The sequence below is a fragment of the Microcystis panniformis FACHB-1757 genome (genome assembly GCF_001264245.1).
GTDB lineage: Bacteria > Cyanobacteriota > Cyanobacteriia > Cyanobacteriales > Microcystaceae > Microcystis > Microcystis panniformis.
Genome location: NZ_CP011339.1, coordinates 1567362 through 1583838, shown reverse-complemented (window position 1 = coordinate 1583838; position 16477 = coordinate 1567362). Strand labels below are relative to the sequence as shown.

The following is a 16477-nucleotide window of genomic DNA, read 5'->3' as shown; positions in this document are numbered from 1 at the left end:
TAGTGATTAGGGAAATTGTCTTAAGCTTGACTGGGAGAATTTTCAATTTTGCGGCTAGTTTCAGGAACTAACAAATCTTGGCGAATAAAAACCACTTCCTTTTGGAGGAGTGTGCCATCAATGGGGGATCTCCATTCGCCGGTTTCGTCATAATAACGGAAACCAAGCTGATCCAAAAGATTAAGCATTTCATTGAAGACGAGAGCGTTCTGATCATAGCGAATAAAGGAGAGTTCAGCAACGACTAAATCCACCTGAGCGATAAATTCTTTGGCTCCTTCTAAGACGATATGCTCGGCACATTGCACGTCTAATTTTAATATTCCTCTGCCAGAAATTTGCTGATCTGTCGCCACCTGATCGAGGGTTTTTACCGCCACTGTAATCGTTTCATAGTTTCTAAAATCGGCGGGAGTAAGTAAGGAACTACCGTACAAATCGGGGGAAACTTGAAAACTTAACTGACCAGCTTGATTAGAGATGGCAATTTCTAGTAATTCCGCTTTAGGAATATTACAGATATAGTAATTTCTGGCCGATTGCTCGTATTTTGAGATTAGCGGATCGATGAGGATAAAGCGAGCTTCTGGGAATAATTGACTAGCGGTATGAGACCAAATACCGTGGGAAGCTCCCACATCAACCACAAAATCGGGCTGATATTTTTGCCCTCGTAAACGTCGCATGACTTGATAAACTGGCATATAGTCTTTATAAATCTTTTTGGGGACGGGTGGCTCAATAAAGTGAACTAAATCGATCGGCGATCGAGGTAAAATCGCTTCAAATCTGTCATCGGCTGCTTGTTCTTTTTCTAGGGACTGCCACACCCAATCGTTAATATCTTGATCAGAGAATTTTGCCGCTACCTTAACGGCATTTTCTCGCATTCTTTGCTGATTTTCGGGGTTAAGAACGTGGTCCACGGCTGCTGCCAAACTTTCAGGCGTATAATCACAAACCACACCAATTTGAAAGCGATTAATAAAGTTAGCGGCCGAGGTTTTATTACTGCCTAAAAGAATTACTGGGGTGTTAGCGGTGGCGAGGTTAAAAATAATCCGGCCAGGTAAACTAAGACGAGATAATTCTGTCCGATCATCTCTTTCGTCCATGGTTCCGGTGGGAACAATAACAAAGGGATATGCTTGTAGTTGTTGTCCTAGTTGTTCTTCGGGATAAAGTCCTTGGCTATAAAGTCCCCATTTTTCTAATTCTGCGGCAGATTCTTTAAGCCAATAATAGTTAGAATTGCCATACCAATCTAGTTTAATTCCTGCTCCTTGAATACTCTCTAAAAGAGATTGAAACCATTGAGGACTCCAAATGCTCCCTAATAAAGCTCCCCATTTTTCTTGACAGCGTTGGGGAGAAACTTCGGCAACTTCACTACTAATTAGACGGTGAGGAACGATCGCTGGTAGGAGCCAAAATTTGTAGCCGTACTTATTCTCGTAAGCGTCGCGGAGTTCGGGATGGGTGGCAAAACGAACGGAACATTTGCTTAAAAACTCTTTCATCAAATCATCGGATATCTCCTGAACGCAGATATTCTGATCGTCCATGATGTAGGTGGCAAGGGGAACATTAAATAATTCCTTAATAGCGATCGATGTCAGAATGTCGCTGGCATAGTAGGGGACACAAAAAACTTTTTGGACTTGATGGTGTCCGAGAGTTTGTAGAATTGATTGAAATATCGCCGGTCGCGACATTTTCTTATGGTCAAGATGGAAGCTTAAGACCCCGAATTGTTGTTCACCGCCATAGTGATTATCGGAACGGATGGAAATAATCTCGCTATCATCGGGAAAGATTCTTCTGACCAAGGCTCCTGTCCCGTGACTTTGATTGACTTCACTAGCGGTGACGATCACACTGCACTTAAGGCTATTTTTCTCGAATTGTTCAAAGCGATTATCGATGGGTTTTCCCTGTTCTAACGATCTCCAGAGCCAATCATCAAAATGATCGGCTTTTAAGCTTTTGGCTAATTTTTGACTGGAATAACGGAGCCGCAGTTGATTGCTTTCTCTTCGCAGTTTCTCTATTTCTGTTAATAGGCTTTGAGCTTTATAATCACAGACAGTTCCTAGGTCGAATTCTTTGACGAACTGAGCGGCGGCACTATCTTCACGACCAACAATAATGATCGGAGTATTAGCAACGGCGGTAATAAAGGGAATGCGGGAAGGTAAACTCAAACAGGCGAATTCGGGACGATCTTGCTCGTTTTCAGAACTGGCGGTGGGAACGATTGCAAAAGGGGCTTGACGTAAGTAGTAGATGAGAGCATCTTGGCTGCAGTAACCTTTAAAAAAGATACCATCTTGTTCTAACTCTGCTTCTTGGAATTGCAACCATTGACGATTAGGATTGCCATACCAATCTAATTTGATCTGGGATTCTCGACATAATTGCCTGAGATTTTCTAACCAAGTCTGAGACCAGATATTACCGATCAAAATCCCTCTTGCCATAGAATCGGGGACGGTAATTTCTGGGGGTATTAAATAACTTTCTACTAGGGGCGGTACAAACCAAATTTTTCTTTCGTATTTTTTACTATAGGCTTGACAAAGAGGCTGAGAAATGCCTAAAATTAGATCGCTGCTATCGATTAATTGCTTAACAATCCCATCGGCCACAGCCCTGACATAGATGTTTTGATCATCCATCAGGTAGGTACAAACGGGTACTTGAAAGAGGGCTTTTAGGGCTATGGCCACATAAAAATCTTCGACAAAGTAGGGAATTACTAGGACTCTTTTCGGTTTTAAATGAACAAATAAATTTTGGATCTTTAATAAAATTTCCCCGTAGGAACAACCTCGCACATCCAGACAAAAATTATGGACTCCAAAATCTTGCTCTCCTCCGTAGAGATTAGTGGTTCGTAAGGAGACTATCCCACTGGTATCAGGGAAAATTCTCTTTAAAAGAACCCCGACACCGTGATTCTCATTGATTTCGTTTGAAGATACTATAATATCATAACTTTCTCGGAATTTGTCGGCAAGATTATTTAAGTCGTGTAACGACAAACTAAGTTTTTTTTGTAGTTCCTGATAAGAGGTGATCATAATGATTAATTATAATAGAGTTTAACTATAGACATTCCACTGCCTCTGACAGGGTTTCCCAGAAAAACAAAGTATAACCTCGTTTTGCTTACTGCCTCGTCATTAAGATAACTGCTGTTTTTTTTCTTGGTTATCCCTCTAGAAATTTTATATTTTTCCCTATACCCTGTCAAATTTATTCTTATCCATCCCAGAAAACGGAGATTGCTCCTTGCAGGTCTTAATGTTTTAAGATTGTTCATCTCCTTTTTACTAACTTCAGTGATTGCTATCACAATGACCTGTTTATATCACTTTTTGTTTCCCCATCGGGAATTATCATCTTGCCTTGGCAGACTAGAACTGATGCACCACCCACAGAAACTTCCGTGATTGACCGGTTGTTTTTCTGAAACTTTAATTGTAAACTGCTGGGTCTGCCCATTTCCACTCCTTGGATTATCGTCCATTGATTCATCCCTTCCCTAGAAGATTCTAACCCGCCTAGATAGCCCGCTAAAGCGGCCACAGCCGAACCAGTGGCGGGATCTTCCATAACTCCCAAACCGGGGGCAAACATTCGGCCATAAATACGAGATTGGGGTGATTCTGGGTCAAAACAGCAGACAAAAAGGGAGTTAGCAGGGGATTGACCTAATAATGATGACCAGAGAGTTAGATTAACTCTGATTTTCCCCAAAACATCTCGATTTTTGACGGGGATGAATAAAAAAGGGAGACCGCAGGAAAAGGCGCGGGGGGGATAACCGGGTAGGAAATCGGCAACGCTGAGGGAAAGAATCGCCGCTAAATCATCGAGAGCATGATTATCCGTCACTAATTCCGGCAATTGTGCCACTTTTAACTCACTATAGACTGGTTTTTCCCCCTCCATGAGAATTTTCACCGGTACTAAACCGACTCCTTCCTCTAGATAAATCGTGGTTTCTTGGTGGGGGGAAATAGCAGCGATTAGGGCTAAAATATAGGCTGTGCCGACGGTAGGATGACCAGCAAAGGGTAATTCGGTACTGGGGGTGAAAATCCGGACTTTTTTAGTGCCTTGGGGCGTTTCTGGCGGAAAAACGAAGACTGTCTCCGAGAAGTTAAATTCGGCGGCGATTTTTTGCATCTGGGTGCGGGTTAATCCAGACGCTTCCGGAAAAACCGCCAGGGGATTACCGCCAAAAATGCGATCGCTAAAAACATCGGCGGTATAGTAGGAATAGGTAGGCACGCGGGGGATAGAGCAACAGTGATCGGAGAATTTTTTCATCTTACACCTATTTTCACCTCTGACCACCCTGGTGGTCTGTCTAGGGATAGATGATCCTTGTCAGTCCTGTTAGTCTCTCTATTAAGAAATAATGAAAATACAGAGTTTTTCCTAAAGATAAGGTATGTCTTGATAGGGCATTGTCTCGGAGTCTCCTAATAACTGCTATAGGCTCTACTACTTATTCGCTTCTAATCTGGCTAATAAACTGACTAACTTATCTCTGACGGAATTGTGGGTGTATTCGTCTTCAGGGTGAGGTTTTTGATGGGGTTTTTGAAAATAGGGACGTTCCCCGTATAATTGTCCCCATTTCACATCGACTCGGTGTACTAATTCATAGAGTAATTCTTGATTGTCTAAAATTTCTTCTAGGATTAACTGTAAAGCTTGAACGGGATTATCTAAATTTTGACTGACTTTTGTTAATTCTTCATCGACGATAAGCTGTAAAATTATCTGCAAAGCTCCCGAAGAATCACCTAAATTAGCGGCAATAAATTGTTTAATCTCTGTGGTAACTTGCACTAATTTGGGGACAGGAGATTCCCCTTTGAGGAAATCCGCCCCCTCTTGAGCGATAAAATCTGCTAGGGTAAACGAGCGCCTTTCGATGATATCTTGGGAAAAATCCGGTTCTTCAGGGGTCATAAACTAAAAAGATTAAGTAGCTGGTTATAATTAAATTAAAAATGGATTTTAGGTTCGATCCCCCCTGCCCCCCTTGATAAGGGGGGTGCCGATCCCCCCTTAGTCCCCCTTAATCCCCCTTGATAAGGGGGGCATCTGACAACTTTTAACGCCTACCTACTTAGCGATAATAGACTCTAAGACTTATTGTGACATTTTTAGGAATATCTATGGGCATCGATCGCAGAGAGTTTCAGCAGCGTCGTCAGCAGGTAATGGAAAAAATCGGCCATGGAACCGCAATTTTTCGCAGTGCGCCCATGGCGGTCATGCACAATGACGTAGAATACACCTATCGTCAGGATAGTGACTTTTTTTACCTGACAGGATTTAATGAACCGGAGGCGGTGGCGGTTTTAGCACCCCATCACCCCGAACATCAGTTTATCCTGTTCGTGCAGCCAAAAGACCCCGAAAAAGAAACCTGGACTGGCTATCTCCACGGTGTGGAAGGAGCAAAGGAGATTTTTGCTGCTGATGAGGCCTATTCTATCGAAGAATTGGAGGAAAAATTACCCCAATATCTCGAAAAAGCCGAACGAATTTATTATCATCTCGGCCGGGACAAAACTTTTAATACAAATGTTCTCAATCACTGGCAAAAATTAATCGCCACTTTTCCCCGTCGCGGCACCGGACCGACTGCTTTAGAGGATACTAATTTTATTCTCCATCCTTTGCGCTTGCTGAAAACCGAGGCCGAATTGGACAATATTCGCAAAGCAACCGCTATTTCAGCACAGGCACATAATCGCGCCAGAGAATTCACAAAAGTTGGTCACTATGAGTATCAAATTCAAGCGGAAATTGAGCATACTTTTCGCCTAGAAGGGGGTATGGGTCCTGCTTATCCTTCTATTGTCGCTAGTGGTGCTAATGCCTGTATTCTGCACTATATCAACAATAATCGCCAAGTACAAGAAAATGAGCTTTTATTAATTGATGCTGGTTGTGCCTACAATTACTATAACGGTGATATTACCCGCACTTTTCCCGTTAATGGTAAATTTACCCCTGAACAAAAAATTATCTATGAAATTGTTCTGGAAGCTCAATTAAAGGCGATTGAAGTGGTGAAAACTGGTAATCCTTATAATCTTTTTCATGACACAGCCGTGAGGACAATTGTGGAGGGATTAGTAGATTTAGGGCTATTGATCGGCGACATTGATGAGATAATTAAAGAGGAAAAATATAAGCCTTTTTATATGCACAGAACCGGCCATTGGTTAGGATTAGATGTCCATGATGCGGGAGGTTATAAAGTTAACGAAGAAACTTGGCAAACTTTGCAACCCGGTCATGTTTTAACCGTGGAACCCGGTATTTATATCGCCCCCGATATTAAACCTGCTGAAGGACAGCCGGAAGTGCCAGAAAAATGGCGGGGTATCGGTATCCGTATCGAAGATGATGTGTTAGTTACTGCCACAGGAAATGAGGTTTTAACTGCAACAGTTCCCAAAAAAGTTGAGGATATCGAATCTTGAGTAAAAAGCTAGGTGTTAAAAATTGTCAGTTTCCCCCTAACCCTAGGGTTGATTCATGGTAGGGTTGATTCATAGTAGGGTTGATTCATAGTAGGGTTGATTCATAGTAGGGTTGATTCATGGTAGGGTTGATTCATGAATCAACCCTACCCCCCTTAAGGAGATTGAATTAAGTTTTTTCTAGAGATTATCATGATTGCTACCAAAGAAAAATTATATACCTTTGCGGAATATTTAAATTATCAGGACTCCACAGATAATAAGTACGAATTATTTAACGGAGAATTAATTTCTATGCCGCCCGCTAGTGGCTTTCATGCTTTGATACTTAGATATATATTTAAGGTGTTAGAAAGGGAAATAGAGAGGCTACAATTAGACTGGCAAGTTATGCCCGCTACGGTGGGAATTCGCACCGATAAAGCTAAATCGAGAATTCCAGACTTAATGATTTTAACTGCTGAACAATGTCAAGAGATTAGAAATATGACCACAGCAGTGATTGAATTTCCTCCCCTGTTAGTTGTAGAAATTGTTAGCCCGGGTAATGCCGATGATGACTACCGTTATAAGCGTTCAGAATACGCAGTGAGAGGCATTCCTGAATACTGGATTATCGATCCTATGGCTCTAAAAATATCGGTTTTAACCCTGATTTCGGGATTTTATGAACTGGCAGAATTTAACAACGAAGATAGGATAAAATCGGTAACATTTCCCGATTTAAAATTAACTCCTCAAATGGTCTTTGCACAGTAAAATCTTAGCTGGATACTTTTATGATTGCTACCCAACAAAAAAAATATACCTTTGCAGAATATTTAAATTATCAGGACTCCACAGATAATAAATACGAATTATTTAACGGAGAATTAATTTCTATGCCTCCCGCTAGTGGCTTTCATGCTCTAATTCTTGCCTTTCTTTATGATTATTTAATGGCAGAAATTAAAAGATTAAATCTAACTTGGAAAGTCATGCCTGCTACGGTGGGAATTCGCACCGATAAAGCTAAATCGAGAATTCCAGACTTAATGATTTTAACTGCCGAACAATGTCAAGAGATTAGAAATATGACCACAGCAGTGATTGAATTTCCTCCCTTATTAGTTGTAGAAATTGTTAGCCCCAATAATGCCGACGATGACTACCGTTATAAACGTTCAGAATACGCAGTGAGAGGCATTCCTGAATACTGGATTATCGATCCTATGTCCCTAAAAATATCAGTTTTAACCCTGATTTCGGGATTTTATGAACTGGCAGAATTTCACAAAGAAGATAGAATAATATCGGTGACATTTCCCGATTTACAATTAACTCCTCAAATGGTTTTTGCCCAGTAGCATTATTAACGATTATGACTATCCCCTTAGAAATCCAACAACGTTGCCAACAACTAAAAACAGAACTACAAAGAGCCAGTTATGCTTATTATGTTCTTGATGATCCTTTTATACCCGATAGCGTTTATGATCAACTTTATCGGGAATTAGAAGACCTAGAAAAGCGTTATCCCCAATTAATCACCCCCGATAGTCCCACCCAAAGAGTCGGAGATAAAATCTCTAGTCAATTTGTTTCTGTTCGTCATAATATTCCCCTGTATAGTCTCGAAAATGCCTTTAACCTCGAAGAATTAAATAAATGGGGCAACCGTTGGCAAAGATATGTAAATGAAACCCAAGACACGGAATATGTGTGTGAATTAAAAATCGATGGTTCCGCGTTAGCTTTAACCTACGAAAACGGCTTTTTAGTCAGAGGTGTTACCAGAGGGGATGGAGTCACTGGCGAAGATATTACCCCCAATGTGCGGACAATTCGCTCTATTCCTTTACGCTTAAATATAGACAATCCCCCGGCAATTGTGGAAGTGCGCGGCGAAGCTTTTTTACCCCTCGATACCTTTGATAAAATCAATCAAGAAAGAGAAGAAAAAAGGGAATCTCTCTTTGCTAATCCCCGCAATGCAGCAGCCGGAACCCTACGACAATTAGATCCGAAAATAGTTGATAAAAGACGCTTACAATTTTTTGCCTATACCCTGCATTTAGACGATAACCATATCACTACTCAATGGCAATCCTTAGATAGATTAGAAACCCTGGGATTTCTGGTTAATCCCCACCGTCAACTCTGTCCATCCCTGCAACAAGTGGCACAATACTATCAAGATTGGCAAGAAAAACGTCATCAATTAGCCTACATGACCGATGGTGTCGTAGTCAAAATCAACGATTTACAGCGACAAAATCGGTTAGGATTCACCCAAAAATTCCCCCGGTGGGCCATCGCTTTAAAATATCCTGCCGAAGAAGTCCCCACAGTAGTTAAAGATATTATCGTCAATGTGGGACGCACCGGCGCGGTTACACCCATGGCGGTGATGGAACCGGTACAGGTAGCAGGAACCACCGTACAAAGGGCTACTTTACATAATAGCGATCGAGTGGCCGAATTAGATATCCGCATCGGTGACACGGTAATTATCCGCAAAGCGGGGGAAATTATCCCAGAAGTGGTGAGAATCCTGCCCGAATTGCGTCCTCCCCAGACTTTACCCTTCCAGATGCCCACTAATTGCCCTGAATGTCAATCTCCCCTAGTCCGTCCGGTGGGGGAAGCGGTGACGCGCTGTGTCAATAGTTCCTGTCCGGCGATTTTGCGGGGAAGTGTAGTACATTGGGCCAGTCGCGATGCTCTCGATATTCGGGGATTAGGGGAAAAAGTGGTGATTTTGCTGATTGAACAGGGATTAGTTACCACCATTTCTGACCTCTACAGCCTCGAAAAAACGGAAATTGCCAAATTAGACCGAATGGGCGATAAATCAGCCTTAAATTTGATTACAGCTATGGCTCAGAGCAAAAATCAAAGCTGGTCGAGGGTACTTTATGGGCTAGGGATTCGCTATGTGGGCAGCGTTAACGCCAAAATTCTCGCGGAAAGTTTTCGGACTGTGGAGGAGTTAGCTAACGCCAGCGTGACTGATTTAGCTTCTGTCTATGGTATCGGTGAAGAAATCGCTCAATCGGTCTATGATTGGTTTAAAATCGCCGCTAATCGGGATTTAGTCGCTAAATTACAAGCGGCTGGTTTACAATTTGCCGCAGCAGCAAAAACCACCACCACGAAAGCGACTTTAGCAGGGAAAACCTTTGTGATTACTGGCACTTTACCAACTCTCAAACGGGAGGAAGCGAAAGAATTAATCGAAAAAGCCGGGGGGAAAGTGACGGGTTCTGTGAGCAAAAAAACCGATTATTTAGTGCTAGGAGAAGCGGCGGGTTCTAAGCTAGAAAAAGCCCTAGAATTGGGCATTACTCAGCTAACCGAAGCACAATTACTCGAATTAGTCGAAGTCGGAAAAGTCTAGTAAAATCTGGATTATTTCATCAAGATAAAAGACAAGTTCATCCTTAAAAAATATCAACCAAACTGGGCGATAAATCTGATCTAATCCAGAAACAAACTCATCATATAAACAGTCAATTTTTAAGGACGAGAAAAGTAAAATTGTACTAAGTAAATGTCTCTGGTTAAGGACTTTCTGCTATTCTGAGGGATAGGTGTATAGTGTATAATGCTAGTCCTCACGGATATTCAAACTCTCTCTAACTTTTTATAAAAATAACATAAATAACAGGGGGTTATATTAATGATAGCTTCAGAGTTGGCTTCTTTAATTATCGGCATTGAAGAAAATGTGCGACCGGAAAGTGAATATTATGGCAAGCTGGTCGAATGGCGAGAAAAATATCAAACGTGGCATTATAGAATTGGCTTATCGGACACGCATTTCTTTAGTTTGGGAAATCTAGAAAAACAAGAACTGCAACTCCTAAAACGCCACGATATTCGTGATTTTGACCTGAGAATTCTTCCTGATGTTAAATCACCCTTTGAAAGCGACGAAGTTATAGAACGACTTAAATATGCCTTAAGATGGTTAGATGATTTACCAGAAAACTCATCTCAGAAAACAATTACGGGTAAGGAATTGGCTTTCCAGATATTGACAGGCAATCCAGATTATCACTATTCTGGAGATACAAAACTAATTCGCCCCGACCTAAGTTATGAGGATTATTTAAAGCTATTTGCACCGAAGCTTCAACATAGCAAACTTGGAGATTTTTTAGGCAATCGAAAAAATTGGCCGTACATATTCTTGTCTTTGTTTACCTTTTTAATAGTTGTTGCGATTGGTCTAATAAATGATGGTTATGGGTTCGTCCCTGATATGCCCTGGCTAAGATGGATACTTTTCTTATTATTATTCCTACTTATTCTAGCCATTGTAGCGATAGTATCGAACTGGATAGCAAATTTTAAATGGTCGGGCTTTCAGAAAAAAAGTTTTTGGGATTGGCTACAATTATTGATAGTACCTCTAATGTTAGCTCTGGGTGCTTTCTATCTGAATTCTGCAGCCGACTTTAGAGATTCTCAAATTGCACAAGAGCAGAAACATCAGGAGATTTTGACGGATTATTTTTCCAAAATGCAAGATTTAATTGTAGAGACAAAAAAAAGCAAACAAACACCCGGTTCTAAAGAATCAAATTCAGAGGAAAGGTTACTGACAGAATTTAGACCGACCGCTCAAGCTTTAACTCTCTCTGTTTTAGAACAATTAGATGGCAAACGTAAAGGAAAAGTTATCATTTATTTAGCTGAATCGCAATTAATTACTGTTGATAATAACAAGCCATATCCTCAGCCAGAAATTAACTTATATGGAGCCAATCTCAAAGGTATGGTATTAAATGATGTTGATCAAGTTGAGACGGTGAATAAAAAGCCATTAGGAGTAGTAATTGATAAAGCGGACATAACGAACTCTAATATTAAAAAAGTAAAATTATTTGAGGGTTCACAACTACGAGAATCTGATTTTAGTGAAGCGAATCTAACAGATGTTTATTTCACTGGTGCTGATATGCAGGGTGCAAAATTTATCAAGAGTCAAATGACTGATGTAGATTTATCTAATACGAATTTAACGAGTGCAAATTTTGATAATGTCGAGACAACAAAGATAACAATTTCACCAGAAACTAAACTTGATGATGCTTGTGTTACCAAAGGAGAAATTGTTTTAAACACTATACCCTTTAAGACAACTATTAAGAAATGCGAGAAAAGACTTGAGAGTGGGAGCATCTCATTTACGCGATGAGTAATTATACTTAGCCTAAAAGCCACTCTTAATCGTGTCTTGGAACGAAATAGAGGCTTTTAAAGACTGCGTACATGGAGAATTAAAACAAGAATTACCCTCGAAAAGCCTATTTTTCCACTAAGTATTTATGCTCATTGCAAAGGTGAGATGCTCCCCTTGAGAGTAGCCAATAAATTTGAAACTTATTTAACAATTATAAGGAGCCAAATAGTATGAAGAATCGAGAGTGTTTAATTTTAGCTACTTTGATATTAAGTATTGGTCTTGCTGGCCAAGTATCTTCCCAAACTCCATCCCATGGTGTTGTTTATGGTTCAGATCGAGGCATTCAAGAAGCACAATGGGAAATGGAACAACTACCAAGACGATTGCCACAATATCGAGGCAAAAATAAGCTATTTAAACGAAAAGGATTTTATGTGAGTGTCATCTTATTCCCAAGCAAGCAAGATGCTGATAACGCTCGACCAATAATAGAGGATGAATATAAAAGAGGCTCATTTGTCGTCCCTCTTAACGAGTGGTGTCCCAATTGGAGAACACAGAAAGGTGAAGAAAGTGGCATAAGCTATTATGACTGCGGAAAATAAGAAATCCCTGTCAGAAAAACTAGGGTGATAATTCCTCGATCGCCCTACATTTATTTTAATGTTTACTTGATAAATAAGCTCTAAGACTGGAGCAAATCTGCGGAAGTATTGTCAAGTTTAAATAAAAATATAGTCAAACATAGTCATTCACGGTAAAATAAGCTCATCAAACCGCCGGTCGCTGGTAGGAGGTTTTTGTTTTGGGGAGACTCCGAGACGATGCCCTGTCCGGTTATACTTCATATTTATGAGAAACGCCGTCACTAAAAAAATCGCTAATTAATCGGGTAAATCAAAGCTGATAGCTAAAAAAACTGATAGCTGATAACCCGGGAGAAAATATAATTGTAGCTACCTACCCATTCCTGATTAATTCCTATGGCAGAAGAAACCACCACCCCCGCAACTCCGGCAGCAGAAGCAGCAAAACCGGCTCAACCTGCGGCTGCTAAAAAACCCAAGGAGCCAACCGTCGAGGAAAAACCCTTCGCTCAATTTATTGAGCAGCATTTTCAGCCCGCACTGGCGGCAGCCTTGCAAAAGCTCGGTATAAGTGATATAAAGCTGTCCTTTAAACAGGATAAAATTCCCGTGCAGGGCTTTTCTAGCTCTCCCTGTTGGCAGTTAACTGGCAATTGGCTCGAGGGAATGCGTCAATTTAGCATTTATTTTTTGGAAGAAAACATCAATGGTAAAAAAGCTTTTTCTCAAGCTGAGGGCGGTGCTCAACCTAGTACACTTGAATCATTTATGATCGATGAAAGGAAAGTTAGTCTTGATTTACTGTTGTTTTACACCCTGCAACGGCTTAACGGTCAAAAGTGGTTGACTAGAAACTAAAATTGCTCAGGATTAGCGATCGAGAAGGGGGGTAAAATGAGTATAGACGACCACCGCTTATCGATCGCTAATAGTAATTATGCGTGTATTTGTACTACTTTTTAACGCAGGCACAGAAAACGAAGGTATCCACACCATTCAAATGGGAGCTATCAATAAGGTGTTGATGTTTGAATCGGAAGATGATGCCACCCGTTATGCTCTGCTGTTAGAGGCACAGGATTTTCCGACTCCCACGGTAGAGAAAATTGATTCCGAGGAAGTGGCAGAATTTTGTCGCGGCGCCGGCTATCAAGCGGAAATGATTGCAGCGGGTATGTTGGTAATTCCCCCCGAAAGCAATGCCGAGGAGTTGGATTGGCAAAAAGAGGAAGTCCCCCCGCCGAGGAGGAGTTTTCTGAGATTCCCGATGCGGAGTTAGACAGCATCCGTCGTCGTCTAGAAGGACTTTTGTAATCCAGTGATTCAGTGAACAGTAATCAGTAGTTTGGAGTCAGAAGACAGGATAATAAATCAATATTGTTCACTGATAACTGATAACTGATAACTGATAACTGATAACTGACCACTGATAACTGATAACTGATAACTGATAACTGATAACTGATAACTGATAACTGACCACTGATAACTGACCACTGATAACTGATAACTGAATATGACAACCGTGGGGGAATTGGGCGAAAATTTGGTGGCGGATTGGTTGCAATTACAGCAATGGCATATTCTCCAGCGTCGTTGGCGTAGTGCTGGCGGTGAAATCGATTTAATCGTCTTGTCTAAATCCCAAGCGACTCTCGCTTTCGTCGAGGTGAAAACCCGCAGTGCTGGCAATTGGGATTTAGGGGGCAAATTAGCGATCAATGACCGTAAACAAGGTAAAATTTACCAAGCTGCCCAGATATTTCTCGCCTTTTATCCCCAATGGTCTGATTTAAGCTGTCGCTTCGATGTGGCGTTAGTTAGTTGTCAAAAAAGTTCTCTATTAGCTTTACCTGAGTTTTCCCTTGATTATCCCTGTCAGCTACAGGCAGGTTATCAATTGCAATTACAGGAATATCTCGTGGCGGTTTTCTAAAAACACAATAGGCCCGCCTAGGGAGGCGGGCTTCATCTTGTACAAACGATATGGACTCCTAAAAGTTTAACGGACTCAATACAATAGAGGTTTACAGAACCCACAACAGTCTATCTGTCAACTATCAAGATTTCTCAGTTTACCGACTCAGGTGCTGATTACGGCTCACTCCATCTGTCCTATATCGAGCAACAGAGGCGAAACCATACTTTACTTTACAAACTTTGAGAATCTGTGTCCGATTTAGCTGTTGCGTTGATCTAGAGCAGGCGGCACACGCTCTAGGTCTTTTTGCCCGGAAGGAAGTTGAGTCGCTTCCTTTGTGCCTTATGTTTTTAAGATAACACCTTTGTCGGGACTCGATCGAGCTTGTGATTAAAGTTTACACTTATTGATTTTTAGCAAAAATTGCCGTTACAAAACTATAGATAAGTGGCTGATAGATGTAGATATTTTACAACTAAGCTGTTTTGAATCTAAATTGCATATTCGATTTTTCCGACCGCCGACCGCCCCCTGCCGACCGCCTGATCTCAACAAGCAATTTAAATTACGAACAGCTTAAATTGTTTCTCCCCGCTCCCTGCTCTCCTGTACTTTTTAAACAAGATTTAGTATCACTATAGGTGGGAGAGAGTCACAAATATTAAGAGGAACCTAAAAAATGAGTCTAAAACTTTACTTTTTGCGTCATGGCGAAACTACAGCCAGTCAAACGGGTAGTTTTTGCGGTCGATTAGACTTGGAACTAACCCCGGCCGGCTATGAAATGGCCAAGGATTTCGCCCTTGCCTATCGAGATGTGCCTTGGACAGGTATCTATTCTAGTCCCCTCAAGCGCACCATGGCCACGGCCACCCCTTTAAGCGAACTCTTAGGTATTCCCATCCACAAACGGGAAGGATTAAAAGAGATTGCCTACGGTCAATGGGAGGGAAAAACCGCAGCCGAGGTTAATCAGGAGTTTCATGATGATTATGTGCGCTGGTTAGCAGATCCAGGCTGGAATTCTCCCACAGGAGGCGAAAAAGGCATCGATATCGCTCGTCGTAGTTCGGAAGTATTAGAGGAAATCGACCATCATCACGATGATGGCCATATTTTGATCGTTTCCCATAAAGCAACGATCCGAATCGTGTTATGTTCTCTTTTAGGCATTGATATCGGCCGTTATCGCGATCGAATTGCCATGCCCGTGGCCTCGGTAACGATCGTCGAATTAGCCGAACATGGTCCCCTCTTTCAAGTCATGGGCGATCGCTCTCACATCCGCAATGACCTGCGCTCCCGAGCGGGAACCTAACCAGTCAACAGCAACCAGGGAAACCCCGGATTTGGTCTCCTGAAAAACTATGTGCTTGATGTTATATTTTCTGCGACACGGACAGACAGCCTATAGCAAAACGGGGGGATACTGTGGTACTCCAGAAAATGATCCCGGTTTGACTGCCGAAGGCATCGAAATGGCGGAGGAATTCGCCGATGTCTATCGTTCTTTACCTTGGCGCGCGGCCTATGTCAGTCCCCTCCAAAGAGCTATTCAAACCGCTAAACCTCTCTGTGAAGCGGTGGGACTGAAATTAGAAATCCGGCAGGGATTACAAGAGATCGGTTATGGTCTTTGGGAAGGAATGCACCCTAACGATATTGATCATCAATATCATGATCTCTATGTGCGTTGGTTGACGGATCCCGCTTGGAATGCTCCCCCCAACGGGGAAAGGGGCATCGATATCGCCCGTCGTTCCGCGGCCGTTTTGGAGGAAATTGAACACACCCACAGTGATGGCAATATCCTGATTGTTTCCCACAAGGCCACCATCCGGATCATGCTCTGTAGTCTGATGGGTATCGATGTGGGCCGTTATCGCGATCGGTTTGAAATGCCCGTGGCCGCCGTCAGTATCGTCGAATTAGGCAGTCGTGGCCCGCTTTTCCATGGCATCGGTTTACGTTCCCACCTCAGTGAGTACCTGCGTTCTCTCCCCTGCACCTAATCAGTTATCAGTGATCAGTGATCAGTTATCAGTGACCAGTTATCAGTGATCAGTTATCAGTGATTCAGTTATCAGATGTGAGTTTTCATACTCAATCCGGTTATTAAAAACTGATTATCTATTCCCTCTTTTGCCTTTTGCCTCTTGCCTTTTGCCTGTACTGATATGTAGCCTGTACTCAACGGATTTAGTATCAGGTCACTGATTACTGTTTACTGTTTACTGGACGGCTACGCCGTGCCTTTGGCAACACTGAAAATACTCCC

General features: G+C 41.8%; 15 protein-coding genes and 1 pseudogene. 11 read left to right on the top strand and 5 right to left on the bottom strand.

Annotation, left to right across the window (positions count from 1 at the left end; genetic code table 11):
- Positions 1 to 20: 20 nt before the first annotated feature.
- The 4 genes from VL20_RS07735 to VL20_RS07720 form a co-directional block, all read right to left on the bottom strand.
- On the bottom strand, positions 21 to 3083 hold the full coding sequence (locus tag VL20_RS07735) for an FkbM family methyltransferase (RefSeq protein WP_052276131.1): 3063 nt from the start codon (positions 3081 to 3083) through the stop codon (positions 21 to 23).
- A gap of 5 nt (positions 3084 to 3088) precedes the next feature.
- Positions 3089 to 3358 (bottom strand): hypothetical protein, encoded by a 270-nt coding sequence (locus VL20_RS31065; protein WP_043995696.1) that lies wholly within the window; start codon positions 3356 to 3358, stop codon positions 3089 to 3091.
- Positions 3355 to 4299 carry a PhzF family phenazine biosynthesis protein gene (locus tag VL20_RS07725; protein ID WP_052278406.1) on the bottom strand — a complete coding sequence of 315 codons (945 nt, stop codon included), beginning with the start codon at positions 4297 to 4299 and terminating at the stop codon, positions 3355 to 3357. Before VL20_RS07725 ends, VL20_RS31065 begins: the two co-directional genes overlap by 4 nt.
- Before the next feature lie 216 nt (positions 4300 to 4515).
- Positions 4516 to 4989, bottom strand: coding sequence for a hypothetical protein (locus VL20_RS07720; RefSeq protein WP_052276130.1), 474 nt, complete (start codon positions 4987 to 4989; stop codon positions 4516 to 4518).
- A 209-nt stretch (positions 4990 to 5198) separates the two neighbouring features.
- Between VL20_RS07720 and VL20_RS07715 the strand changes: the two genes are divergently transcribed.
- From VL20_RS07715 to VL20_RS07680, 8 genes and pseudogenes are all read left to right on the top strand, one after another.
- Complete coding sequence (locus VL20_RS07715) at positions 5199 to 6518, top strand: aminopeptidase P N-terminal domain-containing protein (RefSeq protein ID WP_052276129.1); 1320 nt, start codon at positions 5199 to 5201, stop codon at positions 6516 to 6518.
- A gap of 192 nt (positions 6519 to 6710) precedes the next feature.
- Entirely contained in the window at positions 6711 to 7277 is a 567-nt protein-coding gene (locus VL20_RS07710) for a Uma2 family endonuclease (RefSeq protein WP_052276128.1), read from the top strand.
- Positions 7278 to 7297: 20 nt separating this feature from the next.
- Positions 7298 to 7864, top strand: coding sequence for a Uma2 family endonuclease (locus VL20_RS07705; protein ID WP_052276127.1), 567 nt, complete (start codon positions 7298 to 7300; stop codon positions 7862 to 7864).
- A 14-nt stretch (positions 7865 to 7878) separates the two neighbouring features.
- Complete coding sequence (gene ligA / locus VL20_RS07700) at positions 7879 to 9897, top strand: NAD-dependent DNA ligase LigA (protein ID WP_052276126.1); 2019 nt, start codon at positions 7879 to 7881, stop codon at positions 9895 to 9897.
- A 282-nt stretch (positions 9898 to 10179) separates the two neighbouring features.
- The gene (locus tag VL20_RS07695) at positions 10180 to 11703 is read left to right on the top strand and encodes a pentapeptide repeat-containing protein (protein ID WP_052276125.1); all 1524 of its coding nucleotides are present in this window, start codon (positions 10180 to 10182) and stop codon (positions 11701 to 11703) included.
- Positions 11704 to 11918: 215 nt separating this feature from the next.
- On the top strand, positions 11919 to 12296 hold the full coding sequence (locus VL20_RS07690) for a hypothetical protein (RefSeq protein ID WP_052276124.1): 378 nt from the start codon (positions 11919 to 11921) through the stop codon (positions 12294 to 12296).
- A gap of 378 nt (positions 12297 to 12674) precedes the next feature.
- Positions 12675 to 13136 carry a DUF2996 domain-containing protein gene (locus tag VL20_RS07685; protein ID WP_052276123.1) on the top strand — a complete coding sequence of 154 codons (462 nt, stop codon included), beginning with the start codon at positions 12675 to 12677 and terminating at the stop codon, positions 13134 to 13136.
- Positions 13137 to 13215: 79 nt separating this feature from the next.
- Positions 13216 to 13592 (top strand): annotated as a pseudogene (locus tag VL20_RS07680) (DUF3110 domain-containing protein).
- A gap of 57 nt (positions 13593 to 13649) precedes the next feature.
- Here VL20_RS07680 and VL20_RS32380 read toward each other — a convergent pair.
- The gene (locus tag VL20_RS32380) at positions 13650 to 13775 is read right to left on the bottom strand and encodes a hypothetical protein (protein ID WP_284526039.1); all 126 of its coding nucleotides are present in this window, start codon (positions 13773 to 13775) and stop codon (positions 13650 to 13652) included.
- Between the two features lie 19 nt (positions 13776 to 13794).
- Here VL20_RS32380 and VL20_RS07675 point away from each other — a divergent pair, with 19 nt between their 5' ends.
- The 3 genes from VL20_RS07675 (at position 13795) to VL20_RS07665 (ending at position 16211) form a co-directional block, all read left to right on the top strand.
- Positions 13795 to 14214, top strand: coding sequence for a YraN family protein (locus tag VL20_RS07675; RefSeq protein ID WP_002765893.1), 420 nt, complete (start codon positions 13795 to 13797; stop codon positions 14212 to 14214).
- A 664-nt stretch (positions 14215 to 14878) separates the two neighbouring features.
- Complete coding sequence (locus tag VL20_RS07670) at positions 14879 to 15517, top strand: histidine phosphatase family protein (RefSeq protein ID WP_002746077.1); 639 nt, start codon at positions 14879 to 14881, stop codon at positions 15515 to 15517.
- A 49-nt stretch (positions 15518 to 15566) separates the two neighbouring features.
- A complete protein-coding gene (locus VL20_RS07665; protein WP_002765895.1) occupies positions 15567 to 16211 on the top strand; it encodes a histidine phosphatase family protein in 645 nt (214 codons plus the stop codon).
- The last annotated feature ends 266 nt before the right edge of the window (positions 16212 to 16477 follow it).

Coding starts and splice junctions, on each gene's coding strand:
- VL20_RS07670 (WP_002746077.1), top strand. CDS start 14,879: ATGAGTCTAAAACTTTACTTTTTGCGTCATGGCGAAACTACAGCCAGT.
- VL20_RS07720 (WP_052276130.1), bottom strand. CDS start 4,989: ATGACCCCTGAAGAACCGGATTTTTCCCAAGATATCATCGAAAGGCGC.
- VL20_RS07665 (WP_002765895.1), top strand. CDS start 15,567: ATGTGCTTGATGTTATATTTTCTGCGACACGGACAGACAGCCTATAGC.
- VL20_RS07675 (WP_002765893.1), top strand. CDS start 13,795: ATGACAACCGTGGGGGAATTGGGCGAAAATTTGGTGGCGGATTGGTTG.
- VL20_RS07715 (WP_052276129.1), top strand. CDS start 5,199: ATGGGCATCGATCGCAGAGAGTTTCAGCAGCGTCGTCAGCAGGTAATG.
- VL20_RS07735 (WP_052276131.1), bottom strand. CDS start 3,083: ATGATCACCTCTTATCAGGAACTACAAAAAAAACTTAGTTTGTCGTTA.
- VL20_RS07690 (WP_052276124.1), top strand. CDS start 11,919: ATGAAGAATCGAGAGTGTTTAATTTTAGCTACTTTGATATTAAGTATT.
- VL20_RS07695 (WP_052276125.1), top strand. CDS start 10,180: ATGATAGCTTCAGAGTTGGCTTCTTTAATTATCGGCATTGAAGAAAAT.
- VL20_RS07710 (WP_052276128.1), top strand. CDS start 6,711: ATGATTGCTACCAAAGAAAAATTATATACCTTTGCGGAATATTTAAAT.
- ligA (WP_052276126.1), top strand. CDS start 7,879: ATGACTATCCCCTTAGAAATCCAACAACGTTGCCAACAACTAAAAACA.
- VL20_RS07705 (WP_052276127.1), top strand. CDS start 7,298: ATGATTGCTACCCAACAAAAAAAATATACCTTTGCAGAATATTTAAAT.
- VL20_RS07685 (WP_052276123.1), top strand. CDS start 12,675: ATGGCAGAAGAAACCACCACCCCCGCAACTCCGGCAGCAGAAGCAGCA.